This window comes from Candidatus Njordibacter sp. Uisw_058 (assembly GCF_047730065.1).
Classification (GTDB): domain Bacteria; phylum Pseudomonadota; class Gammaproteobacteria; order Pseudomonadales; family Balneatricaceae; genus Njordibacter.
The window spans coordinates 238180-262792 of the sequence record NZ_CP159829.1 but is presented as its reverse complement, the minus strand read 5'-3'; the positions used below and the strand labels follow the sequence as shown (position 1 = coordinate 262792).

Sequence of the window (24613 nt, the reverse complement as noted above, 5' to 3'; positions counted from 1 at the left end):
TGCGTCTAACACCTACAAAGAGGAAGCCTGATGGGAGCCACACCAAACCAGCAACACCCAGAATTAGCAGACACTCCCGCCCTCGTTAGCCATTTGTTAGACCAAATCAATCAACTTATTAATACCCAAGCTCTTGATCAACCTCTGGTTATTGGCATCCATACAGGTGGAGTCTGGCTAGCGAAGGTGATCGCTGAACATCTTCAAGCACCTTTGGGTCAACTAGATATTGCTTTCTATCGAGATGATTTCTCGAAAAATGGTCTTCATCCCCAAGTGAGCCCCTCTTCCCTGCCCTTCAACATTAATGACCGCCACTTGTTACTTGTTGATGACGTGTTGATGAGTGGCCGCACAGTCCGTGCGGCGATGAATGAATTGTTTGACTTTGGCCGACCCGCCAGCATAAAACTGGTGACATTATGCAGCGTAAATCAACGTGAATTGCCCATTCAAGCGGATGTTTGCGCCCTAGCCTTAGATTTAGAAGCAGGACAGTACCTGCAACTTGATGGCCCTGAAAATTTAAAATTATCTATTATTGAGCAAGCCAATCATGAGTAATTTAGCAGAGTTGCAGCTCACCAAAAGGGGTGAATTGCGCCACTTTTTAACCCCAGAGGGGTTAAATCGGATAATGTTAGAACGCATTTTAGATACTGCGGATTCATTTGTAGTGGTGGGTAATCAAGAGGTGAAAAAGGTGCCTCTCTTGCGTGGTCGGACTGTAGTGAACTTGTTTTTTGAAAACTCTACTCGCACCCGTAGCACTTTTGAACTGGCGGCCCAACGCTTGTCAGCCGACGTACTCACCTTAGACATAAAAACTTCAGCTGCCAGCAAAGGCGAAAGTCTGCTCGACACCTTGCAGAACCTGCGTGCCATGCACAGTGACATGTTTGTCGTGCGGCACAGTGATTCGGGGGCCGCTCATTTTATCGCAGAGCAAGTGACACCAGATGTGGCCATTATAAATGCTGGCGACGGACGCCATGCCCACCCTACTCAAGCCATGCTCGACATGCTCACTATTCGCCGCCACAAAGGATCCTTCGAACCGCTCTCTGTAGCTATTGTAGGGGACATTCTTCATTCCCGAGTGGCTCGCGATCAGATCCATGCTTTAAAGACCTTAGGCTGCACCGACATCCGTCTAGTGGCTCCTCACACGCTTATGCCCTATGCGATTGAGAGCATGGGAGTCACCACCCATAGCAGCATGGACAGTGGGATCAATAACGTCGATGTTGTGATCATGCTCCGGTTACAGACAGAGCGTATGGCTTCTGCTTTTTTACCTTCTGCAGGTGAGTACTTTCGTTTATATGGCCTCACTAAAGAACGTTTGTCCCAAGCCAAACCCAATGCCATAGTGATGCATCCAGGCCCTATAAATCGTGGTATTGAAATTGAATCTGCGGTCGCAGATGGCCCTCAATCTATGATTTTAAATCAAGTAGGGTATGGCATTGCCCTGCGCATGGCAGTCATGTCCATGGCCATGAGTGGTCAAATGCAGCAACGCCAAACCGAGGCCAAACAAGCATCTAGCCTAACAGGAGAGCTGCATAAATGAGCATCATCATTCGTGGCGCACGCCTTATTGATCCAAGTAAGCAACTGGATCAAGTCTCAGATATACACGTTCAAGCCGGTCGCATAAAAAGTTTAGGCCACCTTGCTGACCAAAGTTCAGATCTTGAAATTGATGCTAAAGGGTTGATTTTAAGCCCTAGCTTTTTAGACCTGCATACCTGCCTAAGGGACCTTAATCAAATCCAAAAAGGCACCATTGCCAGTGAAACTCAAGCTGCGGCCAGCGCTGGTTTTACGCATTTATGCCCCAGTCCAGATACCCAACCCTGCAGTGATTCTGGCTCTGTAATCAGCTTAATTAAAAGCAAGGCTGCAGCTGCAGGGTTTTGTGAATTACTACCAGTAGCCGCCCTTACTCAAGACTTAAAGGGCTCTCAACTGAGTAATATGGAAGCTCTTGCGCAAGCTGGATGTATTGGTTTTAGCAACGCCGGTTACGACATAGACAATAATACCGTGTTGTTACGATGTTACGAATATGCGGCTACCTTTGGTCTTAAAGTGCTAGTGCAAGCCCAAGACCGACAACTGGGTGATGGCCACATGCACGCTGGTGCCACCGCTACCCGGATGGGTTTAGATGGCATACTTGTGATTGCAGAAACTCTGTCTATCAGCCGACATTTACAATTTATGCAACACACCGGTGTCAGTGGTCATTTCAATCAACTTACTAGTGCGGCAGGAGTTGACCTCATCCGTCAAGCCAAGGCACAAGGCATGGATGTCACTGCAGATGTAGGCATAGCACATTTATGCTTTACTGATACTGCCATCGAAGGTTATCAAAGCCAATACCATGTGCAGCCGCCATTGCGCGAGGAGTCAGACCGTAAAGCTCTTTTAATAGGCATTGAAGACGGCACCTTGGACGCAATCTGTTCAGCCCACCAGCCCCACGAATCTGCTGCAAAGTGCGCACCTTTTGCTGCTACAGCAACAGGCATGGCTATGTATGATATGTTAGTTCCTCTGATTCAAAAACTAGTGCAGGCAGGGGATCTGACCTGGACTGCAGCTATTCGAGCGTTGAGTTGCAACAGCACCAAGATTGCAGTTGGCACAACCACAAGCCTCACTATCGGTGAAGCAGCTAACCTGACCTTAATCGATCCCTCCCATGAATGGACCTTGGATGCGTCTAGTCAACTCAGCCGAGGTACCAATCAAGCTCTCGCCCAACAAAAACTAAAAGGACGAGCCCAGTTAACTCTAAAGGATGGATTAATAACTTACAAAAGGTAATATTAAAGTTACAATAGAAAACATTTAATTGCCTCTTTTATCTATTTTAATTTAGTAATTTTGATAATAATAGACACGTTATCATTTTAAGTGAAAAAACATACATGAGTATTATCGATCTTTCAACCGTGTCTGAACTCACCACTCGTCAGGCTGCTACCCTTTTAAATGTCTCTGTGCGAACCGTTCAACTGTGGGTAGAAAGTGGTGTTTTACAAGCTTGGAAAACAGCAGGTGGTCACCGCCGTATTAGTGTCGGGTCTATTCAACAATTACTCGACGAAAAGCAAGATAAACAAACTCCTATTCGCAGACCTAATACTAAAGGCCCTGTGACAGTGCTTATAGTAGACGACGATAAAGACACCTTATTATTATATAAGATGCTCATTAATAATTGGTTCCCAAGTCTACAGGTAGAAACTGCCGAAGATGGTATTGACGCGTTGGTTAAAATTGGTACATTCAAACCTACGGTGCTGATTACTGATTTACAAATGCCACAATTGGATGGCTTTGCTATTATTGAACGCCTACATAATGATTCCCAATATGACTATCTTACAGCCATCGTGGTGACGGGTATGGGCGCAGCCGAAGTCACTGCCAGTAATTTACCCAATAGTGTGCCCGTATTGCACAAACCCATTCCAGTGGAAGAATTAAAGGAATTGGTGCTGCAGGCCGTTAAAGACTAACCTTAGTGCTAACATAAAAGGATATGGTGTTTATGGATAGTAACGATTGGACTATTTATAACGGCCTTATGCCTGCTATTGAATACGACCCTGTAACACAGCACATTGTTTTTAATGCTGCTTTGTTACAGTTGTTTAACCTACCATCTAGTACCAGCCTGCCTCAGTTTTTAGAAGTGATTACGCCCTTGCTCTGGCAGCAAGTTTGCCAATTAAAAAACGGTCTGAAGCGCAGCAACTGGTGGCCACTGAGGCGATGTCATGGCGCAACCTTGCCTTACAGTCTAGCCGATATCAAAGGCTCAATAAAACTCACAAATTAGATACCATCGAATTTGCACAGTTGGCCTACCACACATTAGCTGGTGAAAACTGGCTGCAACAACATGCGCGTCCAAAAGCTGCTTTAATAGCCCGCCAGCATCATGAACATTGGGACGGCAGCGGTTACCCCATGTCTACTGCTGGTCCAGATATATGTTTAGAGGCACGCTTGGCCAAACTGTATGACAGCTACTTAGGACTCAGAAAAGCCAAGACTTATGCCCAAGCCAATGACCATGCTACCAGTATCAATAAACTAACCTATGGCGATGGTTATTTGCAGCCTAGTCAATTTGACCCACATTTATTAGAACGCTTTTTAAATGCCAAACAAGCCATTGCAACCCTCTATAGTCTCAGCGACTTAGCCAACTGACCTAAGTTGATAGGACTCAAGGGTGGACGCACAGATAAAGGCTCTACCTCTGCCATTGGTCTTTGCTGGGCTTGGGCCACTAAATGACTTAAATTGAGCCCGCACTGACGTCCCTGACAGGCCCCCATGCCTGCCCGGGTGAATCGTTTCAGTTGATTTACTCCAGCACAGCCACTATTCACAATGCTCCTAATCGTTTTTGCATTCACCTGCTCACACCGACATATAATGGTCTCATCTGCAAGTTTAGAAAGCCATTCGGCAGGCCGGTATAGGCGATCTACTAACCCCCTCGCCCAATGTAATTGTTCAACTCTAAAACACAGCCATGAGTAAACCCATTTTTTATGCCACGGACTGACTACTGGAGTATTGAAGACTCTGCCCATACCGGCTACTCGGCCTTCTATTTGAGCCAAGAGGGCTCCGCCAATGCAACCCCCATCTCCAGCAACCTGTACGCCAGGGATGGACGTATAACCCATGACATCAGTTTTTGTCTGCCAGCATTGCTGCCGCTCATTCCACACCTGTGCGCACCTTAACATTTGTGCCATTTGGGTTTGAGCAATAATTCCTTGATGCAACATCACCACTTTACAATCAATGTTATAAACTCTGTCAGACACTGTATAACTTACCCCTGATACCTGCTCATCACCCATAACCTCTAGGTGCGACACGCCGCTAATGTAAGGTATTTTGATACGCTGCACTAAGGTTAACCAAAGGCCTTTAAATAATTCCATTGGATTGGTTAAACCTGCCACTAACCAAGGTATGGCATACCAATAGTTAGATTTTGGTGTGGTGTCAAGAATGGCCTTAATAGCTACGCCTGCGACTCGATACTGCTGTGCCAGCAGGAGTAATAAGGGTCCAGAGCCAACTAAAACAACTTCTTTAGGCATTAAGGCTGAAGACTTTAGGAGAATCTGTCCTGCCCCAGCAGTCAGGACCCCAGGCTTGTGCCAACCTGGAACAGCCATGGGCCTTTCCATGGCCCCATGAGCTAATAACAAATGACTTGTAAGAAAGCTTTTTGTTTCTCCTGCGACGATGGCTGCCACCAAAAATCCCTTTGCATGAGTCTCTATATGCCAGACTTGAACTAGGCTTTGGTAGTCGCAGTTGGCCGCCATAAAGCGCTCTAAAAGTGGTTTACCTGCCCTATAATATGAACCCAATACGCTAGTTTGCTGCTTATCTGCATGGGCTAAATTTCTATAAATCTGACCACCAGCACTGCTAGCTTGGTCTAATACGAGCACTGATAAGCCAGTATTACTCGCTTCTATTGCAGCAGCCATACCCGCAGGCCCAGCCCCGATCACTAAATAGTCATAAATTTGGGCCATTAGTTTACCCCTGCCAGCGCAGTATTAATGCTCATATTGGGTGTGATTTGTGTTAGACAGGCCCTCTGATTAGGCTGTCCATCAATGGCTACAAGGCATTCAAAACAGAACCCTGCATGACAATATGACCCTCTAAGCTCACCACTCACAGGGTGTTGACGGTTAGCCAGATGCCCTAAATAGAGCAAGGCAGCAGCAACATTGAGCTGTTCAGGCACTTGGCATGCAACCCCATTCACAATGATGGGGCATTGGTGCGCATCATCAAGTAAATGATTAAATAGAAAATCGCTCATTACTCATGGCCTCTATAAGATCTAGGGGATCTTCATTGAGAGAATTTAATAACCAATTAGATAGGGGCCCTGCATGAGCTGCCGCAAGCGTAACGCCACTATGACAACATACGCCAAAAGCCCCTTTATATTGTTGAGATTGTTGATAAATGGGAGCCCCATCAGGCGACATAACCCGCAAAGCTCCCCAACTTCGGACCAATTTCAAGTTGGATAAGTTAGGTAGAACAGCCACCGCCTCTTCAGCAATTGAGCTCATTATGTCAAGGCTGGAGCGGTCATCTAAACCCATATGTTCGTATGAGCCACCGACCTGAATCGTGCCTTCGGCAGTTTGGAGTAGTTGGGGAGAAGCGTAATTGAGCATGCCCAAATCTGTGCGCTCAGTAATTAATATTTGGCCTTTAACAGGCCTCACAGGAAGGTGCATTGCGAGCTGCTTACCCAAACGCTGGTTATCTAAACCCGCACAAAGTAGGATTTTTTTACCCACAAAACCCGCCGCTTTAAAGCCATGCCCAAGCACTTCGATGGTGTCAACTCTGCACGAGGACTGATAATCTACGCCACATAATTGGCTGGCTTTTTGCAGTGCCAAGAGCAAATATAAAGGATTAACTTGACCATCTTGTGGACTATATATTGCTCCTACTACGGCTTCACCAAGACCCGGTTGCAACGCCAATGCAGCCTCTCGATTAAGAACATTATAATGAAAAGCACCCTGAGTGTGATCTGCTATAGCAGCCATCTCTTCACTCAAGGTATTAAGGTGACTTTGGCTTAGGGCAAACTCCAACCCTCCCTGCCTTTGATAACCTAAATCAATTTGACTTTGGAAGCTCAACTGCTGGGCAAACTGAGGCCATAGGTCGGCTCCTTGAAGACTCCAATTAGCATAGGCAGGAAAATTGTGGCCTTTTCCTTGTACCCAAATGAGCCCAAAATTACCCACAGATGCACGATAGTCTGTGTCAGATCCATCGAGCACTAAAATACGTGATTGTGGTTGTTTTTGAATTAAACCATAGGCAATCGATGCCCCAACTAAACCGCCACCAACGATGATCCAGTCGTAAGCAGGTGACAAAGGCTTAACGGGCTTCAACGACCACTCTTTCTTGTAAGTGCCCACTCATGCGTTTTTCCCACACTCGAAACAGATACACCAGTGCATAAGTCATGACGAGGTACATAGCCGCAGCTGTGAGATAAAACTCATACACAGCGAAGGTCTTGGAAATCAATTGGCGAGAAATTCCAGTTAGGTCCAAAATAGTAATGGTAGACACCAAAGACGTCGCTTGTAATAAAAAGATCACTTCATTGCCATAGGCAGGCAGGCCAATAAGAAAAGCCTTGGGTAAGGTAATACGGCGAAATAATAGCAAGCCTGACATGCCACACGCACGACCCGCTTCAATGTCATTACGTGGCACAGCTGTAATGGCACCGCGAAAAATTTCTGCTGAATAAGCGGCGGTATTTAACACTAATGCTAAAATGCCACAGAACCATGGATCCCGGAAGAATCCCCATAGGCCCAAGTCAGTGAGTTCGAGTCGGAACTGGCCACTGCCATAATAAATCAAAAATATTTGTACCAACAAGGGTGTGCCTCGAAAGTACAATACAAAGACATAGGCGGGTGAAGCAATGAAAGGGTTTTTAGCTAGCCGAGCCAGAGCAAGGGGAATAGCCACAGCTAAGCCAATAACCAGGCTGACTACTGTAATCCATAAGGTGACCCATGCACCTTCCAACATGATCGGTAAATACTGCCAGACAATAGAAAAGTCCATTAACGCATTACTCCCTTATTAGCCCATGTTTCAGCGCGTTTTTGCGCCATCATCGAGACCAAGGTAATGCCTAAATAAATAAACGATGCCAACAAGTAAAAGGTGAAAGGTTCATGGGTCGCATTAGACGCAATTTTAGTTTTGCGCATTAATTCATCCAGCTGAATGATTGAAATAAGCGCCGTGGCTTTGATTAACACCATCCACACGTTACCCAAACCGGGTAAGGCGAAGCGCATGGCTTGCGGCATCAAAATACGTTTGAATACCTGAGAACGGCTCATACCTATAGCCCGAGCAGCTTCAGTCTGACCCTTAGGAATCGATTGAAAAGCACCCCGCAAAACCTCAGTGGCGAAGGCCCCATAAATAAATCCAATGGTAATGGTGCCAGCAATAAAGGGATTAATATCAACGCGGATGTCGTAACCCATGCGAGTCGCAATGGATTGAATGAGAGTTGGGGTACCAAAGTACACCAACAGCAATAAAATAAGTTCAGGCACACCACGCACGACCGTAGTGTAAGTATTGGCTGTCAAATTGGCCCACCAATTATGACTCAGCTTGCCCCAACTGCCTAACAACCCAAGCAACACTGCAACCACCATGGCACAGAGGCCTACAGCAATGGTTAATTGTAACCCGTCAAATAAGAGCCAGCCGTAGCCGTGCAAATCTAACATAAATATGACTGCCTAGAAATTAATAAGGGTGGCCGAAACCACCCTTATTAGTGGCTCAATTAGCCACCATAAACACTAAAACCAAACCACTTATTACTAATTTTTTCATAAGTGCCATCGGCTAGGATTTGCGCAAGGGCTTTGTTCATGCGGTCACGCAGCTCTGTGTCTTCTTTACGCACGCCCACGCCAGCACCCAGACCAAAGTATTTAGTGTCCGCAATGTCTGCACCAAAGAATTCACCTTTAATGCCTGAAGCCTTCATCATTTCATCACCCACGATGACGTCCACAAATAATAGGTCAACACGGCCAGCCGCGAAGTCTAGATTCGCTTCTTCTTGAGCACCATAAGTTCGGATTTCAAGGATATCGCCAAACTCACCACGCAGGTAGTTTTCTTGCACCGTAGAACTTTGAACACCCACAATCATGCCAGAAGTAGGTTTAGTTGAAGAACCCGCCGCCCGAATGAAACGGTTAGGCGTATTGTAGTACTTATTAGTGAAGTCAATCTTTTGCTTGCGCTCTTCGGTGATCGACATAGACGCAAGGATCGTGTCAAACTTCTTGGCTAACAATGCAGGAATGATACCATCCCAGTCAGACGTGACCCACTTACAATCAGCCTTCATAGCCGCACACATTGCATCGCCTACTTCAATATCAAAACCAATGAGGTTGTTGTCACTGTCGTAGTAGTTATATGGGGGGTAAGCACCTTCAGTACCCATCAAAATAGTATCCGACGCAACAGCGCCCAAAGACATCGCTAACGCGCCCGCAGTTATTGCAGCAGCAACTAGTTTTTTCATAAGAACCTCATCGTTCATTTAGTGTGGTTATGGTTAGCCAAAATAGGCTAGTTTTAATAGCTCGACGCCAAAAACTGACGGCATCGGTCTGATTTCGGATTTTGAAACACTTCTTCAGGTGTACCTTCTTCTTCAATCATACCTTCATGGAGAAAAATAACTTTAGAGGATACTTCCCGTGCAAAGGTCATTTCATGGGTCACAACAATCATGGTGCGTCCTTCTGCTGCCAGTTGACGCATGACTCTGAGTACTTCACCCACTAACTCAGGATCTAAGGCAGAAGTAGGCTCATCAAACAACATTACTTCAGGGTCCATGGCAAGGGCACGGGCAATTGCAGCCCGCTGTTGTTGGCCACCTGATAAATGATCTGGGTATTGATGCGCCTTGTCAGCAATGCCTACTTTTTCTAACAACTGCATCGCCTTAGCATGGGCTTCAGTTTTAGAGTGGCCAAGCACGTGCACTGGGGCTTCCATGATATTTTCTAAAATAGTCATATGGCTCCAAAGATTAAAACTTTGGAACACCATTCCCAGTTTGGTACGAATACGATCGACTTGTTTTTGGTCAGCCGCTACACGATTGCCTTTACTGTCAGTCTTCATTTCCATCAACTCGCCATTAACTCGGACTTCACCCTTATTGGGGGTCTCCAACAAGTTAATACAGCGCAAAAAAGTACTTTTCCCAGAGCCACTGGCTCCGATTAAAGAAATCACATCACCTTTATTCGCTTGCAAAGACATACCTTTAATGACGTCGTTTTCATTAAAGCTTTTGTGTAAATCTGTAATAGACAGGGCTAGGGTCATGTTTTGTTCAAACTCTGAGAAGGGATGTTAAAAACCAAAACTGTTGGCTATGATATTGACTAATACCCTCAATCTCAAGTTATTCGTTTGATCGATTTCTAGGGGGGTCGCTGTTTATCAACTTTTAGTGCTTAAATAGCAACTTAGAACCCTCTCACCACCCTATGAGATAGCTGCTAGAATTGTTAACATGTCGGTTAACAATTACTAGCACCCTGTTCTGGGCTTACTTATGACCTCTTTTCCTTCTCAACAGACTATCCCAGAGGCGCTAATTCGCACCCAGCAACGCATCAATGAAGCTTGCAAAGCAGCTAAACGCAGCCCAAATGAGGTCACACTAATGGCCGTCAGCAAGACCAAACCCTTGAGTGATGTGATGGCAGCTTATGATCATGGCCAGCGCCATTTTGGCGAAAATTATCTGCAAGATGCATTAAATAAAATTGAACACTGCTCCCACGATGATATTGAATGGCATTTTATTGGTGCTATTCAAAGCAATAAAACTAAAACCATCGCTGCCCAGTTTGATTGGGTTCATACCTTAGATCGTCAAAAAATCGCCCAACGCCTAAGTCAACATAGGCCACCTCATTTGCCTCCATTGAAAGTACTCATCCAAGTTAATATCAGCAACGAAAGCAATAAAAGTGGCGTCACACTTGAAGCATTAGATGCATTAGTAAACCAAGTATCGCAATTACCTAATTTGTTGTTATGTGGATTAATGTGTATACCTGCGGCAGATCAAAGTGAATCGGTGCAGCATGAAGCATTTAATAAGATGGCAGCAGCTCGAGACCAACTTAATCATCACTACCCCAGCATACAACACCTCTCTATGGGCATGTCTGGCGACCTCAGTAGCGCCATTGCTTGTGGATCGACCATGGTAAGGATTGGTACAGATATCTTTGGGTCGCGCAATCCTGCCCCCACCCCCAAATCATAACGACAAGGACAAGACCATGCCACAGACTCCCCATATCGCATTTATCGGTGCCGGCAACATGGCCCAAGCCATTATTAAAGGTATGCTTGCAGCAGGATATCCACCTAATAAAATTTGTGCCAGTGGACGTACCCAAGCTAAGTTAGATCAGTTAACTGCAGATACGGGGATCCACACCAGTATTGATAATTTGTCTCTTTGTGATCAGGCTGACGTTATTGTATTGGGCGTAAAGCCTCACATGATGGGCGATTTGGTAAAGAGTATTGCCCCTGCAATAGACCCCTCCAAACACCTTATCGTATCTGTGGCGGCTGGCATTTTAGCAGGCAGTATTGATTCTTGGTTAGGCCAAACTACACCCATCGTGCGCTGCATGCCGAATACGCCATCGTTGGTCGGCAAAGGGGCTGCAGGCTTGTTTGCAACCACGGGAGTTTCCTCAGCACAAAAACACACAGCCAGCACTATTATGCAATCTGTCGGCTTAGCCTTATGGGTGGAGACAGAGGCTCACATTGACGCGGTCACTGCAGTTTCAGGAAGTGGGCCTGCGTATTATTTTTTGATGATGGAAGCCATGATTGCAGGTGCGGAAGAATTGGGATTAAGCAATGATGTGGCACAGCAACTCGTATTGCAGACCGCCGTTGGAGCAGCTCAAATGGCCCAAGAAAGCCAACAAACACCAGCCCAGTTGCGGCTTGCTGTTACTTCACCCAAAGGCACCACAGAACAAGCCATTGATACGTTTAACAAGGGTGACTTTAGTCAGCTTTGTAGTCAAGCTATGGCAGCTGCCCACCACCGTTCAAAAGAATTGGCAAACCTATATAAAGCCTAATCAGCTACTTTAACACCTAAATCTAAATCTAAACCTGAGTCTGAGCCTATTCCTTAGGCAGACTCAGATTAGACCGCATACCGTATTAAGCCAGCTTTTTATACTTCACACGCGTGGGTTGATGATCTTTGCCTGTGCGGCTGCGATAGTCTTCGGCATATTCTGAGTAATTACCCTCAAAGAAAGACGCCTTAGAATCACCCTCATAAGCCAATGTGTGAGTGCAGACACGATCTAGAAACCAACGATCGTGAGAGATGACGATGGCTGCTCCTGGAAAGGCTAATAAGGCTTCCTCTAGGGCTCGCAAAGTTTCTACATCTAAATCGTTGGTGGGTTCGTCTAGCAACAGCACGTTACCACCCTGTTTAAGTAACTTAGCTAGATGAAGGCGGTTGCGTTCGCCACCTGAAAGGTCTTTCACAAACTTTTGTTGATCGTTGCCCTTAAAATTAAAGCGACCAGCATAAGCCCGCGAAGGTACCTGATAATTGCCTACGGTAATGATGTCATTACCATCAGATAATTCCTCCCACACCGTTTTAGTGCCATCTAACTCGCGCATTTGGTCGACGTGAGCTAATTCAACCGTGTCCCCAATTTCTATACTACCTGAGTCAGGTTGCTCAGTGCCTGTGAGCATCTTGAACAAAGTTGATTTACCCGCACCGTTGCCGCCAACAACTCCCACAATAGCACCTTGGGGCATGCTAAATTCTAAGCCTTCAACCAACATTTTATCGCCAAAGGCTTTACTGACGCCCTTCACTTCAATAACTTTGTCACCTAAGCGTGGACCAGGTGGGATATAAATTTCAGAGGTTTCGTTGCGCTCTTGAAACTCCCTTGAGTTGAGTTCTTCAAAGCGCGCTAAACGGGCTTTGGATTTAGCCTGACGCCCTTTGGCATTGCTGCGTACCCATTCCAATTCTGATTTGACTGCCTTTTCATGGGACGCCTGTTGTCGGCCTTCTTGAATTAAGCGCGCTTCTTTTTGCTCCAACCATGACGAATAATTACCTTCATAAGGGATGCCATGACCGCGGTCTAGCTCTAATATCCATCCTGCTGCGTTATCCAAGAAATAGCGATCGTGGGTAATAGCCACCACGGTGCCATTATAATCCACCAGAAAACGCTCAAGCCAAGCCACAGATTCAGCATCCAGATGGTTTGTGGGCTCATCTAGCAACAACATATCCGGTTTATTCAAAAGTAAACGGCACAAGGCTACACGGCGGCGCTCACCACCCGACAAATGGGCTACATTTTCGTCCCAAGCAGGCAAACGTAAGGCTTCAGCAGCCACTTCTAAGGTGCGTTCAAGATTGTGCGCGTCACTGGCTTGGATGATATCTTCTAATTTCGCTTGCTCAGCAGCCAAAGCGTCAAAGTCTGCATCAGGTTCTGCATAGGCGGCATAGACAGCATCTAAAGCAGTTAAAGCATTTTTTGCTTCAGCCACAGCTTCCTCAACCACTTCACGCACAGTTTTAGAGTCATCCAGTTTGGGCTCTTGTTCTAGATAACCCACATTAATACCTGGCTGTGGGCGGGCTTCACCATTAAATTCTGTGTCAACACCAGCCATGATACGCAGTAAGCTTGATTTACCCGAACCGTTCAAACCTAAGACACCAATTTTGGCACCAGGAAAAAAGGACAAAGAGATATTCTTTAAAATTTCACGCTTGGGTGGTACTACTTTTCCAACCCGATTCATCGTATACACAAACTGCGCCATGTGATTTCCTGATTAATTCAAAAATATGCATCTATTATACCCTGAGACGTCATTAAAAGGGGAAAAGCGCAGTCTTAGTATTTTGCCATCTAGCCACTTGTGATATGGTTTGTAGCCCCAATCTTAATGGGGATATTATATTTTTTTATCGTTGTTACTTAAGGAATTCCTGTGTCCACTTCCCATGTTAGCTCCTCCTTGCTACCGACCCCTTATGGCACTTTTGATATGCATGGTTTTGTTGATAGTGAAATGGGTAAAGAACATCTGGTCCTGAGCATGGGCGTACTTAATGACGGCGCTACTGTGCTGACACGCTTGCACTCCGAGTGTTTAACGGGTGATGCCTTATTTAGCCTGCGCTGCGATTGCGGTTCTCAGCTACAAGAAGCTCTCAAACGCATTGCTAAAGAAGGCCGTGGTGTGGTTTTGTACTTGCGCCAAGAAGGTCGCGGCATTGGTTTACTGAACAAAATTAAAGCCTATAACCTACAAGACCAAGGCGCAGATACAGTAGAAGCCAACCAGCGTTTAGGCTTTGATGCGGATTTGCGACATTATGACATGACCAAAGACATGTTAGATCACCTAGGCATCAAGGAGGTCATCTTAATGACTAATAATCCCAAAAAAATCAAGGCTCTGACAGACCTTGGTATTGTGGTGACGCAACGCCAAGCCATAGAAGTAGGAGAGAATAGCCATAACACAGACTATCTGGCCACTAAGGCAAGTAAGCTTGACCACTTATTCGGCCAATAATTGGGCCTGCCATTCGGCTACCCTAGCCACCATTTTGGTGGTGGACAAGCCCGTATGGTGCAGCCCCTGATCACGACTTCCGTGGGGCAAAGCAGCATCTTCATGGCCTAAACACAGCAACCTGACTTTTGATTTTTGTTGCACTAGCCATTCGCTCACTGCCGAACCTGCGCCACCAATACAGCTATGATCCTCTATGGTCACAAAACCCAGGTGTTGGTTTAATAATTGGTGCAGCAGAGCTTCATCTAAGGGTTTAACAAAGCGCATATCAACCAAGGTGGCACCATGTGCCTCTGCCACCACAATTGCCTTATCTAACAAAGCACCAAAATTCAATATGGCAAGAGCATCAGGCTTAATCGCTGTTTGCAGCACCTGACCTTTACCTAATTCTATTGGAGTTACCAAGGGTAATTCGGCAAAAGCCTCACCCCGAGGGTAACGCACTGCTGCTGGTCCCTGATGATGAAAACCAAAACTGAGCATGGCCGAAGTTTCAGCTGCACTACTTGGCGCCATCACCAGCAGATTAGGCAAGCATCGTAAGAAAGCTAGATCATATGCACCTGTGTGCGTCGCACCGTCTTCACCGACCACGCCAGCGCGGTCAATAGCGAGCAATATATCCAAATCCTGTAATACAATATCGTGGATCAATTGATCATAACCACGTTGCAAAAAGGTAGAATAAATCGCCACTACCGGTTTAGCGCCTTCGCATGCCATGCCAGCAGCTAAAGTTAGTGCGTGTTGCTCGGCTATAGCCACATCAAACAAACGAGTCGCATATTGCTGAGCAAAAGGTTCAAGCCCTGAACCACCAATCATGGCTGGAGTAATTGCCATCAATCGATCATCTGTGTCGGCTTGATCGCAAACCCACTGGCCAAATACCTGGGCATAGGTGGCTCCATGCTTTGTCACCACAGCTTCAATGGGGTCAATTTTTGCTAAAGCATGGTAGCCCACTGGATCATTTTCAGCAGGTTCATAACCCTTTCCTTTGAGGGTGTGAATGTGCAACAGCTTGGGTCCCGGCAGTTTTTGTAGTTCTGTAATGGCGGCCATTAATTGTGTTAAATTGTGCCCATCAACAGGGCCTCGGTAGGTAAATCCGAGGGCTGTAAACCATTGTGATGGCCCACCATGGCCATGTTGGTCATCTAAAAAGGTGGCTAATCCACCTAAGTTTTCATCAATAGCCATGTCATTGTCGTTAACAATGATAAGAGCATTCGCTTGGCAGTGAGCCATATGATTTAATGCTTCAAAAGCCATACCCGCGGTAAGGGCACCATCACCAATGACAGCAACATGACGAGCCAGAGGATTTTTACTGGCCAAGACCATGCCTAATAAAGCGCTAATGGATGTACTGGCATGACCCACCCCAAAAGCATCAAATGGGCTTTCTTCCCGTTTAGGGAAGGGTGCTAAACCACCGGCCTGGCGCATGGACAACATGGCCTGCTTGCGACCAGTGAGCATTTTATGAGGATAGGCCTGATGACCTACATCCCAAATGAGTCGATCAGTGGGGGTATTAAGTAAATAGTGTAAGGCAATAGTGAGTTCAACGACCCCTAGGCCTGCACCCAAATGGCCCCCTGTTTGACCCACACTATATAACAAGGCCAAACGTAATTCATAAGCGAGTTGTGGTAATTGCGCAGGCTTTAGCCGACGCAAATCATGTACACCCTCGATTTTATCAAACAAAGGGGTGATAGGCATTTGCTTTGGGATGTGAAGAATATTAGGCAACATGCTTCTAGTGCTTGCGAGTAACGATAAAGTCTGCCAACCACACCAAGGGCTGAGCGGCAGCACCAAATTCTGCGACAGAATCTTGGGCCTGTTGATGCAACTCAAGCAAACGCTGTTTAGCAGCCGTCATACCCAGTAGCGCAGGATAGGTCGATTTATCATTCATTAAGTCGGAGCCTTGGGCTTTACCTAGGGTGGCCGTCTCACCCTCAATATCCAAAATGTCGTCTTGTACCTGAAAAGCCAAGCCAATGGCTTGCCCATAAGATCGTAAATGAAGCCGCTGTTCATCACTAACCTGCCCTTGTGCCAAAGCTCCGATTTCTATACTGGCCACAATTAAAGCCCCTGTTTTTAAACTATGCAAGCGTTCCAACTGAGCCAAACTAACAGCATCATGGGCGGCCGCCATGTCCAACATTTGCCCAGCCACCATACCTTCAGCACCTGCAGCTTGTGCCAAACAGATCACCATAGCTAAACATTGTTGGGCACTCATGTGAGGACCTTGTGCACTAGCGAGTAGTTCAAAAGCCAAAGCCTGCAGGGCATCACCCGCTAGAATCGCTGTGGCTTCGTCAAAGGCAATATGGCAACTTGGCTGACCACGGCGTAAGGCATCGTCGTCCATAGCAGGCAGATCATCATGAATCAAAGAATAAGCGTGCATGGCTTCAACTGCTGCGGCTAGAGGGTCTAAACTTGCATGATCGACACCACATGCGCGGGCAGTACCATACACCAAGGCGGCTCTGACTCGCTTACCACCGCGAACAGCACTATAGGCCATGGCTTGGGATAAAACACCACTGGCACGACGCTGGCTAATGGCAGTGTTTAAGTATTGCTGCACACGGTTTTGAGAATGGTTGAGAAAGTCGTCTAATGAATCAAAGTCCAAGTTTAAGATTCCTTACTAAAAGGCTGCTCAACCACTCGACCCTGAGCGTCTTGCATCAACAAGTTAACCTTTTGTTCAGCTTGCGCCAAAGCTGCTTGGCAGCCACGGGTCAACGAAATGCCTCGCTCAAAGGCAGCTAAGGAGTCCTCTAAGGTGAGATCACCCTGCTCCATTTGCTGCACTAAAGTTTCTAACTCAGCCAAAGAGGCTTCAAAATCAAATGCAATGGCAATTTTTTCTTTAGTCATGACTATAACCCCAAGACCAAACCACGGGGCATGCCATAGCTTGATGCTAAATTTTGTATTACCAGCATGTCTACTAAATTAATCATAATAAACACCAGTATGGGTGAGAAGTCTAAGCCGCCAAGATTAGGCAGCATGCGCCTTGCTGGACTCATCACTGGTTCCGTGAGTTGATGCAACAAATAAGCCCCAGGATGCTTTGTTTGAGGCGCCAGCCAACTCAAAACAATACTTGCAAGAATGGCAAAGAATAACAAATCTAGCACTTGAGAGGCTAAACCAATAATACTCCATGCTGCCAAGTCCAGAGGATTAGGTAGCCCAAAACCCGCAATGATTAACACGACTAAAATTAATAACATCTGGACTAAAAAGCCTAGCACTAGAGTGGCTAAGCTAAAACGACCTGTGCGCGGCATAACCTTTTGTAACACTGCTACAAAGGGTTGGGTTAACTTGACTACAGCTTGGGCAATCGGGTTATAAAAATCAGCTTTAGCTAACTGCAACATAAACCGTACGATTACCATGGTGAGGTAAAGCCCAAAAACTGTTTGTACTAAAAAAACACCTGCATTTGTCATGATCAAACAACGCCCTTAATCAACTTGTGTAAACCGTTGTTAATAGTGTCTCATATTGACTGCATGGAGACTACTAAGGATGCATGCTTAACTCTCACAAGGTTCAGAATTTTACCAAAACATATGACTAAATAACCAACCTGTGAATGCGCAGGTTTAACCCCACACACAGCCAGACCAAACCCCAAAATTTAACGACCTCGTGGCTTTTGCAAGTTGTTGGCTTTTATTTTTGGACTCGGTTTATCTTTTACTTTCAGCTGCGAATCGCGCACAATTAAAATCTCATCAAACATTCCACTAAATCACACCTAGGAAACCCACCAAACATGACAACTGTCCGCCATTTGAGCCTTATATGTGGTTTATTATTTGCTTCGCTGACCCTTCCCATTCATGCAGAACAAGCTATTCAAAGCCAAAATTACGCCATTCACTACAATGCCTTTAATACCATGATTGTGTCACCTGAAGTGGCTCAAACCTATGGCTTTACGCGAGCGAGAAACCGTGCATTATTGAACATTTCCATCATTGACAATACCACTAAAGAACCATTACCTGCGATGGTTACGGGCACCCGCACTAACATCGTAGGGCAGCTAATAAAGCTAGAATTTATACAAGTTAAAGAACAAAATGCCATTTACTATATCGCTCCCTTGCGTTTCACTGAAGGCGAGATGTGGCGTTTTGACCTACAGATACAACCCGATCTAAAGAGTGATGCCATTCCCTTAAAGTTTAGCCAAAGCTTCTATTTAGAGCAGTAATCTACTCAAAATAGCGCAATAAGTCATTCAGAAAACGCCACCCTAAAGGACTAGCTTGAAGCCGATCTGGCTGCATTAAACCGGCTTTTCTGGCTGCAGCAATCGCAGGTTCTGCGTGTGCCAAGGATTGTCCTGTATGGGCTAAATAATTAGCTGCAGGCACGCCATTTTGCAAACGAAGAATGTTCATAAAGAACTCCAATTTGATTTCTTCTGGCGCTACATAATGGCTTGAACTCAGAGCAGATATAGCGGCCATATAAACTTTAGGTTGGCGCAGTTTTACGCGCCGCTGTATGATCATAGCCTCATCATGCCAAGCACTTATTTTGCCATGGGCCCCAGCGCCTGCGCCGATATAATCCCCAAAATTCCAATAATTGACATTGTGTTGTGCTTGGCTACCTCGTTTGGCGTAGGCCGAGACTTCATACTGGCTCAAGCCAGCAGCTTCAATAAGTAACTGCCCTTGGTCTTGGATCTCAGCAAGAATATCTTCATTGGGTAAATTAGGAGGACGGCTATGAAACTCAGTATTAGGCTCAATGGTCAGCTGATACCAAGATAAATGGTCAGTACCAAAATCTAAGGCTTGATCTAGGTCAGCAAGGCCCTGCTTCAGGTTCTGCCCTGGCAGCCCGTGCATCAAATCTAAATTAATACGTTTAAAGCCTAATGATTGGGCTTTACTGATGGCCAGCTTAGCTTGTCCAGCACTATGAATCCGCCCTAAGGCCTTTAAGCATTGATCATCGAAACTTTGCACACCAATAGATAAGCGATTCACACCCTGCCCAAGAAAACCTGCAAATTTCGCTTGTTCAAAGGTGCCTGGATTGGCTTCTAAGGTCACCTCCATATTACTTTCACAGGCAATATTAGCTTTGACAAAAGTCAGAATTTCACCAATGCCTGCCGCACTCATTAAGCTAGGCGTGCCACCACCAATAAAAATACTATGTAAGGTACGGCCACTCACCGTTGCCAGTTCAGTGGCTAAGTCGCTCAGCAACGCATTAATATAAAGGGCCTCGGGAATGGCCTCTCCACCATCAGTTGTGTGGGAATTAAAGTCACAATAGGGGCACTTACGCACACACCAAGGAACATGAATATACAGACTCAAAGGAGGCAGTAAGCTCGATGATTGGGGCAATGATGGGGGCATATTTAGGGGCAAAATAAGGGGTAACGGCATTAAGCTTCAGCTAATGCTCGTTGTAAAATAGCTAAGGCTTTGCCACGATGACTCATGGTAATTTTTTCACTAGAAGTTAACTGTGCAGCACGACAGCCCTTGTCTAACACTTGAAAAATAGGGTCATAACCAAAACCATGATCTCCTTGCGCACTCTCCATAATCACGCCTTCCCATGCTGCTTGGCAAATGAGTGGAGTCGGATCTGAGGCATGACGCATATACACCAAAACACATTGAAATCGAGCCGTGCGTTGGTGGGCTGGGGTGGTAGCTAAGTTAGCGATAAGGTGCGCACAATTAGCCACATCCTTGGCTTGTCCCTTTAAGTTCGAACCTGCATAGCGGGCTGAATAAATACCAGGGGCGCCACCTAAGGCATCAACTTCTAAACCTGAATCATCAGCTAAAGCAGGCAAGCCCGATGCTGATGCGGCATGGCGCGCTTTGAGAATTGCGTTTTCTACAAACGTAAGGCCAGTTTCTTCCACTTCTTGTGAAATAAATTGCTCTTGTGGCACCAGTTCTATACCTAATCCACCTAAATGCTGGCCAAATTCTTTTAGCTTACCTGCATTGCCACTTGCCAAAACCACTTGCTTCATTGTTGCGCCTTACAAAATAAGAGAGGGGGGATCAAAGTGCAGAGCAAACCCATAGCACCAGGGCATCAGCTTCGCTGGTGGAAACCACTGCGTGACCCATGGTGCTGTCAAAATAGGTACTGTCACCTTCGCTCAGAGCTAAAGGCTCATACTCTTCAGTGTACACCAATATGTCCCCTTCCAGCACTAACAGTAGCTCCTCTCCTTCATGTTTTACCCAGCCACCAAACTCTTCTAACGTACGCGCCCGCACGCGACTTTTAAAAGGCACCATGCGTTTGGAGTCAAGTTCAGTGGCCAACAACTCATGTTCATAGGTCGCCGTCAGATGTTCGCGGCCTTGCTGTCTTTTGGTGACTGTCCGGCGGCCAGAAATGCGCACTTCTTTCACTGGAGCGAACAACTGGGGCATATCGATACCTAATCCAACAGCCAGTTTTTGCATCAGATTAAAGGTCGGTGAGAGTTGGTTGTTTTCCATTTTTGACAGGGTGGATTGAGCGACACCTGTGACTTTACTGGCTTGCTGCAAGGTCATTTGCCGATCTTTGCGCAAAGCCCTTAAGCGCTCACCAAAGTCACTTTGCTGAGCCACAGGACTGGAGATAGCCGGTAATATGCCTGCTTCAGGGCGCAATGTAGACATGAGTTACTCCATCCAGTTAACAGTTGGTTACGTTGACTGCAAGGCCGCCACGAGATGTTTCTTTATATTTATCTTGCATATCAGCCCCAGTTTCACGCATAGTTTTAATTACATCATCCAATGATACCAGATGTTCGCCATCACCTCTCATCGCCATATGGGCTGCATTAATCGCTTTAATAGAACCCATGGCATTGCGTTCAATGCAAGGCACCTGAACTAAGCCTGCAATAGGGTCACAGGTTAGACCTAAGTTATGTTCCATACCAATTTCAGCAGCATTTTCAACTTGTTCAGGAGTACCGCCAATGACTTCAGCTAAACCCGCAGCAGCCATAGCACAGGCACTACCCACCTCGCCTTGACATCCCACTTCTGCACCTGAAATAGACGCATTCAATTTACATAAAATACCCACAGCAGCTGCAGCTAAGACAAAACTAACGATGCCCTTGTCGTCGGCTGATGGATAGAAATTATCGTAGTAATGCAATACCGCTGGAATAATACCCGCAGCACCATTGGTGGGCGCAGTAACAATGCGACCACCCGCCGCATTTTCTTCGTTCACAGCCATGGCATAGAGATTAACCCAATCCATTGCCGACAATTGTGGCGTAATCACTTTCACAGAACCCAAGCTGCTGAGTTTTTGATACAGGTCAGCAGCGCGACGTTTCACATTAAGGCCCCCTGGCAAGATACCACCAGTTTGGCACCCATTACGCACGCATTGCTGCATCACCTTCCAAAGATGTAAAATCTCACGTCTCACTTCGTCTTCTGTGCGCCAAGTCTTCTCATTTTCCATCATCACCTGACTAATACTCAGGCTCTGGGCTTTGCAGTGAGCAAGGAGTTCAACGGCCGTAGTAAATGGAAATGGAACTTTGGGTTGATCATCATCAATGGGCAATTCGTCAGCCTTTGCGGCTATCTCGTCTACCACAAACCCTCCACCTATGGAGTAATAAGACACCTCCAAAAGTATTTCACCAGCCGCATCAAAAGCGCTCATCGTCATACCATTAGGATGGTAAGGTAGAGACTCTTCTAGGTTAAGAATAATATCCCGGTGCTGAATAAACTCGATATCATGCTCGCGTTTCAGGGGTAAACGCTCATTGCGACAAATTTCATCTAACATGGGCTGCACTTGGGGTGGGTCTATGGTGTCAGGCGCTTCACCCAACAAGCCAAGGATGACAGCAATATCACTCGCATGACCTTTGCCCGTAGCACCAAGAGAACCAAACAGCTCACCTTTTACTCGGTTCACTTGGGATAGCTTTTTCTCGCTCTTTAGCTGTTCTACAAAGCTTAAGGCAGCACGCATGGGACCTACAGTGTGGGAACTAGACGGGCCAATGCCAATTTTTAGCAAGTCAAATACGCTTAAGCTCATGATCAATACCTTTCGTGTGGTCAGACCACTCGGTTAGTTTATTAACCTCGGACTATCGCCTATAAGTCCATGCACCGTCTATCTTGGTGCGACATGGAAGTAGCTTTAAGCTCCAGACTCGTATTGATTTGACACAGACGCGCAGTATTTACTTAAAATTATCCCTATTAGTGTGTTTTAGGCACTAATAAATGCATTTTACTGAGTAAGATTAAGGCACTGTAGCTTTGCCTATGAATGATAAAGCAAAGCTACTCAACTATTTACACTTAGTTCCGTTGTTCTGGCCAAAATATCAACACCTTGTTGCTTCCAAAAGTGTAGCAAGTCGATAAAAATCCAATTTTCAGCGAGCTTGTCTGCTTTTCGACGGTAAATATCAATAATGCGCATCTCGCCGCGCTTACCTGTAGCAGGCATGCCCATAAAACCACCTGTGGGCTCTAAGGTTAAGTTAGGCCATCCAAAAAACCCACCAAACTCGCCTTCTGCCAAGCGACAAACATGACCATTAAAAATACGATCTTTGAAACCCGCTCTAAATGGGCCCGCATGCTGTTGCGCATAGCGTTCAATGGTATAGGCCGCACCAATACCTGTGGGCCCCCACCAAAGCATGTCCTCATGCCAACTGAGGCGCAATTCTTCTTGCAAGGACAGGGGTTGCTCCCAGTTTCCTAAAGCGCTGATCATGTGATTGATCGCAGCTAAGGTTTTTTCACCTTCAGTCACATCTTGCTCATCAAACATCAGCCCTGTATGGGTCATAGGCCCGGGTTGCACCAGTTGAGCAGCGGTTTGCAAGGCAAAGGGCTGCAGACCCGCTTGTACCATTAAGTGTGGAATATCAAAATACATGGCTGTTTCGGTAATCTTACCATCTTGCACTTTATTGAATTCACAGTAACGCAACATGGTTAATTTACCAGTAGCAGGAATGCCTAACCAAGGTTGGTCAAATAAGCCCATTAAGTGTCCCATAGAGACCACCCAGATAGACTCAAAGCCGTCCATTTCGTTGCGCCCCGCCATAAACACGTCCTGACGACGCTGCAAGTGCGTTAACGCCAGCCTTAGGGGCTGCCAAAATAGCTGCGTCACTTGCTCGACTGACGTTTGTTCGTTAAAGGGATGGTAACCACGCCACAGATAGTCGTTACTGGTATAACGTCGCATGATGCCATCTAACGCATCTGGGGCGGCGTTATCTAAATGCTCATAAAAATCAACAACACAGGCTTTAGCTGCTTGAATATCATTTTTCATATTAACTCTACTACCCTTTTACCGCACCCGCTGTTAAGCCAGATACAATTTGACGCTGGAAGAACATTATTAGAATAAATAATGGGATCATCGCTGATACCACAGCAGCAACTGCGAACATGACATTACCTTCGACTTGAGTGGTACCTAAAAAGCTGGCAATCTTTGGTATCATCGTTTGATTCTCTTGGCTTAGCAAAGAAGCAGTAACAGCGAAATCGTTGTAGGCCAGTAAAAAGCTAAACAGCCCGGTCGTGACCACACCAGGCCACATAACCGGTATGATAACGTGGCGGAACGCTTGAAAACGGGTGCAGCCATCAACCATGGCACTCTCATCCATGTCTTTGGGTATGTTCAAAAAGAACGAATGCAGCATCCATAAAGTGAAGGGCTGGTTAATAGCCACTAAAACAACAATCGAGGTCGGTAAATAACCCCAAATATTCCACTCGAAAAATGGTAACAAATAACCTGACACCAAAGTAATATGAGGCATTGCTCGAAATACTAGTGCAAGCATCAAGATCCAGAAAGAGTATTTAAAGCCCGACCGAGCCAAGGCATAACCACCCAAGGTGCCCAAGGTAAGTGAAATGATTACAGTAGAAACAACAACAATGGTGGTGTTAATTACAGATTCACCAAAACCTTGCTCTATCCAAGCACCGTAGTAGCCGTTAGTAGTGAAAAAACCACCAGTTTCAAACATAGTGCGGACCCCATAAAGGGCATTGGTCCAATCTGCTTTAGAGAAAAAATCTCCCTGTACTTTAAAGGAACCCCATAGGGTCCATAAAAAGGGCCCAGAGGCAATTATCACCCACAGCATAACAAATGCAGTGGAAACGATGGCAAGAGTGTTAGATCGGCGCTGAGCTAGGTTGGGCATGGAATG

The 24613-nt window shown here is 46.0% G+C and carries 27 protein-coding genes; 9 read left to right on the top strand and 18 right to left on the bottom strand.

Features of this window, described 5'->3' with window-relative positions:
• The first annotated feature begins 30 nt into the window (after positions 1-30).
• From pyrR to ABXT59_RS01265, 5 genes are all read left to right on the top strand, one after another.
• On the top strand, positions 31-564 hold the full coding sequence (gene pyrR / locus ABXT59_RS01285) for a bifunctional pyr operon transcriptional regulator/uracil phosphoribosyltransferase PyrR (protein WP_443637184.1): 534 nt from the start codon (positions 31-33) through the stop codon (positions 562-564).
• A complete protein-coding gene (locus tag ABXT59_RS01280; RefSeq protein ID WP_443637183.1) occupies positions 557-1576 on the top strand; it encodes an aspartate carbamoyltransferase catalytic subunit in 1020 nt (339 codons plus the stop codon). Before pyrR ends, ABXT59_RS01280 begins: the two co-directional genes overlap by 8 nt.
• Complete coding sequence (locus ABXT59_RS01275) at positions 1573-2841, top strand: dihydroorotase (protein ID WP_443637182.1); 1269 nt, start codon at positions 1573-1575, stop codon at positions 2839-2841. The genes ABXT59_RS01280 and ABXT59_RS01275 overlap by 4 nt, the downstream gene beginning before the upstream one ends.
• A 104-nt stretch (positions 2842-2945) precedes the next feature.
• Positions 2946-3539: a response regulator gene (locus ABXT59_RS01270; RefSeq protein WP_443637181.1), complete on the top strand. Its 594-nt coding sequence runs from the start codon at positions 2946-2948 to the stop codon at positions 3537-3539.
• Positions 3540-3744: 205 nt separating this feature from the next.
• Positions 3745-4239: an HD-GYP domain-containing protein gene (locus ABXT59_RS01265; RefSeq protein WP_443637179.1), complete on the top strand. Its 495-nt coding sequence runs from the start codon at positions 3745-3747 to the stop codon at positions 4237-4239.
• On the opposite strand, the gene ABXT59_RS01260 is transcribed toward ABXT59_RS01265, so the two are convergent.
• Genes ABXT59_RS01260 through ABXT59_RS01230 form a run of 7 tightly spaced genes read right to left on the bottom strand, consistent with a single transcriptional unit; the run spans position 4212 to position 10014 of the window.
• Positions 4212-5597, bottom strand: a complete 1386-nt coding sequence (locus ABXT59_RS01260) for an FAD/NAD(P)-dependent oxidoreductase (protein ID WP_443637178.1) — start codon at positions 5595-5597, stop codon at positions 4212-4214. The genes ABXT59_RS01265 and ABXT59_RS01260 overlap by 28 nt on opposite strands.
• On the bottom strand, positions 5597-5893 hold the full coding sequence (locus ABXT59_RS01255; protein WP_443637177.1) for a (2Fe-2S)-binding protein: 297 nt from the start codon (positions 5891-5893) through the stop codon (positions 5597-5599). Before ABXT59_RS01255 ends, ABXT59_RS01260 begins: the two co-directional genes overlap by 1 nt.
• Positions 5874-7001 carry an NAD(P)/FAD-dependent oxidoreductase gene (locus ABXT59_RS01250; protein ID WP_443637176.1) on the bottom strand — a complete coding sequence of 376 codons (1128 nt, stop codon included), beginning with the start codon at positions 6999-7001 and terminating at the stop codon, positions 5874-5876. The genes ABXT59_RS01255 and ABXT59_RS01250 overlap by 20 nt, the downstream gene beginning before the upstream one ends.
• Positions 6988-7695 carry an ABC transporter permease gene (locus ABXT59_RS01245; protein ID WP_443637174.1) on the bottom strand — a complete coding sequence of 236 codons (708 nt, stop codon included), beginning with the start codon at positions 7693-7695 and terminating at the stop codon, positions 6988-6990. The genes ABXT59_RS01250 and ABXT59_RS01245 overlap by 14 nt, the downstream gene beginning before the upstream one ends.
• Complete coding sequence (locus ABXT59_RS01240) at positions 7695-8381, bottom strand: ABC transporter permease (RefSeq protein ID WP_443637172.1); 687 nt, start codon at positions 8379-8381, stop codon at positions 7695-7697. The genes ABXT59_RS01245 and ABXT59_RS01240 overlap by 1 nt, the downstream gene beginning before the upstream one ends.
• A gap of 59 nt (positions 8382-8440) precedes the next feature.
• Positions 8441-9196 (bottom strand): transporter substrate-binding domain-containing protein, encoded by a 756-nt coding sequence (locus ABXT59_RS01235; protein ID WP_443637170.1) that lies wholly within the window; start codon positions 9194-9196, stop codon positions 8441-8443.
• Positions 9197-9249: 53 nt separating this feature from the next.
• Positions 9250-10014, bottom strand: coding sequence for an ABC transporter ATP-binding protein (locus ABXT59_RS01230; protein ID WP_443637169.1), 765 nt, complete (start codon positions 10012-10014; stop codon positions 9250-9252).
• A gap of 232 nt (positions 10015-10246) precedes the next feature.
• Here ABXT59_RS01230 and ABXT59_RS01225 point away from each other — a divergent pair, with 232 nt between their 5' ends.
• Entirely contained in the window at positions 10247-10969 is a 723-nt protein-coding gene (locus ABXT59_RS01225) for a YggS family pyridoxal phosphate-dependent enzyme (protein WP_443637167.1), read from the top strand.
• A 16-nt stretch (positions 10970-10985) separates the two neighbouring features.
• Positions 10986-11813, top strand: coding sequence for a pyrroline-5-carboxylate reductase (proC, locus tag ABXT59_RS01220; protein ID WP_443637166.1), 828 nt, complete (start codon positions 10986-10988; stop codon positions 11811-11813).
• Between the two features lie 85 nt (positions 11814-11898).
• On the opposite strand, the gene ettA is transcribed toward proC, so the two are convergent.
• Complete coding sequence (gene ettA / locus ABXT59_RS01215) at positions 11899-13557, bottom strand: energy-dependent translational throttle protein EttA (protein ID WP_443637165.1); 1659 nt, start codon at positions 13555-13557, stop codon at positions 11899-11901.
• A 171-nt stretch (positions 13558-13728) separates the two neighbouring features.
• Between ettA and ribA the strand changes: the two genes are divergently transcribed.
• The gene (gene ribA / locus ABXT59_RS01210) at positions 13729-14319 is read left to right on the top strand and encodes a GTP cyclohydrolase II (RefSeq protein ID WP_443637164.1); all 591 of its coding nucleotides are present in this window, start codon (positions 13729-13731) and stop codon (positions 14317-14319) included.
• On the opposite strand, the gene ABXT59_RS01205 is transcribed toward ribA, so the two are convergent.
• Genes ABXT59_RS01205 through ABXT59_RS01190 form a run of 4 tightly spaced genes read right to left on the bottom strand, consistent with a single transcriptional unit; the run spans position 14305 to position 17822 of the window.
• The gene (locus tag ABXT59_RS01205) at positions 14305-16089 is read right to left on the bottom strand and encodes a 1-deoxy-D-xylulose-5-phosphate synthase (protein WP_443637163.1); all 1785 of its coding nucleotides are present in this window, start codon (positions 16087-16089) and stop codon (positions 14305-14307) included. The two genes, ribA and ABXT59_RS01205, sit on opposite strands and share 15 nt — an antisense overlap.
• A gap of 4 nt (positions 16090-16093) precedes the next feature.
• The gene (locus ABXT59_RS01200; RefSeq protein WP_443637162.1) at positions 16094-16990 is read right to left on the bottom strand and encodes a polyprenyl synthetase family protein; all 897 of its coding nucleotides are present in this window, start codon (positions 16988-16990) and stop codon (positions 16094-16096) included.
• A gap of 2 nt (positions 16991-16992) precedes the next feature.
• A complete protein-coding gene (locus ABXT59_RS01195) occupies positions 16993-17238 on the bottom strand; it encodes an exodeoxyribonuclease VII small subunit (RefSeq protein ID WP_443637160.1) in 246 nt (81 codons plus the stop codon).
• Between the two features lie 2 nt (positions 17239-17240).
• On the bottom strand, positions 17241-17822 hold the full coding sequence (locus ABXT59_RS01190; RefSeq protein WP_443637159.1) for a YggT family protein: 582 nt from the start codon (positions 17820-17822) through the stop codon (positions 17241-17243).
• A gap of 329 nt (positions 17823-18151) precedes the next feature.
• On the opposite strand from ABXT59_RS01190, the gene ABXT59_RS01185 reads away from it, so the two are divergent.
• Positions 18152-18595 (top strand): DUF4426 domain-containing protein, encoded by a 444-nt coding sequence (locus tag ABXT59_RS01185; RefSeq protein ID WP_443637158.1) that lies wholly within the window; start codon positions 18152-18154, stop codon positions 18593-18595.
• A 1-nt stretch (position 18596) separates the two neighbouring features.
• Here the strand turns inward: ABXT59_RS01185 and hemW are convergent, their stop codons facing one another.
• From hemW to ABXT59_RS01155, 6 genes are all read right to left on the bottom strand, one after another.
• On the bottom strand, positions 18597-19793 hold the full coding sequence (hemW, locus tag ABXT59_RS01180) for a radical SAM family heme chaperone HemW (RefSeq protein WP_443637157.1): 1197 nt from the start codon (positions 19791-19793) through the stop codon (positions 18597-18599).
• Positions 19793-20398: an RdgB/HAM1 family non-canonical purine NTP pyrophosphatase gene (rdgB, locus tag ABXT59_RS01175; RefSeq protein ID WP_443637156.1), complete on the bottom strand. Its 606-nt coding sequence runs from the start codon at positions 20396-20398 to the stop codon at positions 19793-19795. The genes hemW and rdgB overlap by 1 nt, the downstream gene beginning before the upstream one ends.
• Positions 20399-20429: 31 nt before the next feature.
• Positions 20430-21044, bottom strand: a complete 615-nt coding sequence (locus ABXT59_RS01170; protein ID WP_443637154.1) for a helix-turn-helix domain-containing protein — start codon at positions 21042-21044, stop codon at positions 20430-20432.
• A 16-nt stretch (positions 21045-21060) separates the two neighbouring features.
• Positions 21061-22449, bottom strand: coding sequence for an L-serine ammonia-lyase (locus tag ABXT59_RS01165; RefSeq protein WP_443637153.1), 1389 nt, complete (start codon positions 22447-22449; stop codon positions 21061-21063).
• Between the two features lie 255 nt (positions 22450-22704).
• Positions 22705-23715, bottom strand: a complete 1011-nt coding sequence (locus ABXT59_RS01160) for an ester cyclase (RefSeq protein WP_443637152.1) — start codon at positions 23713-23715, stop codon at positions 22705-22707.
• A 10-nt stretch (positions 23716-23725) separates the two neighbouring features.
• Positions 23726-24607, bottom strand: a complete 882-nt coding sequence (locus tag ABXT59_RS01155) for a carbohydrate ABC transporter permease (protein ID WP_443637150.1) — start codon at positions 24605-24607, stop codon at positions 23726-23728.
• Between the last annotated feature and the right edge of the window lie 6 nt (positions 24608-24613).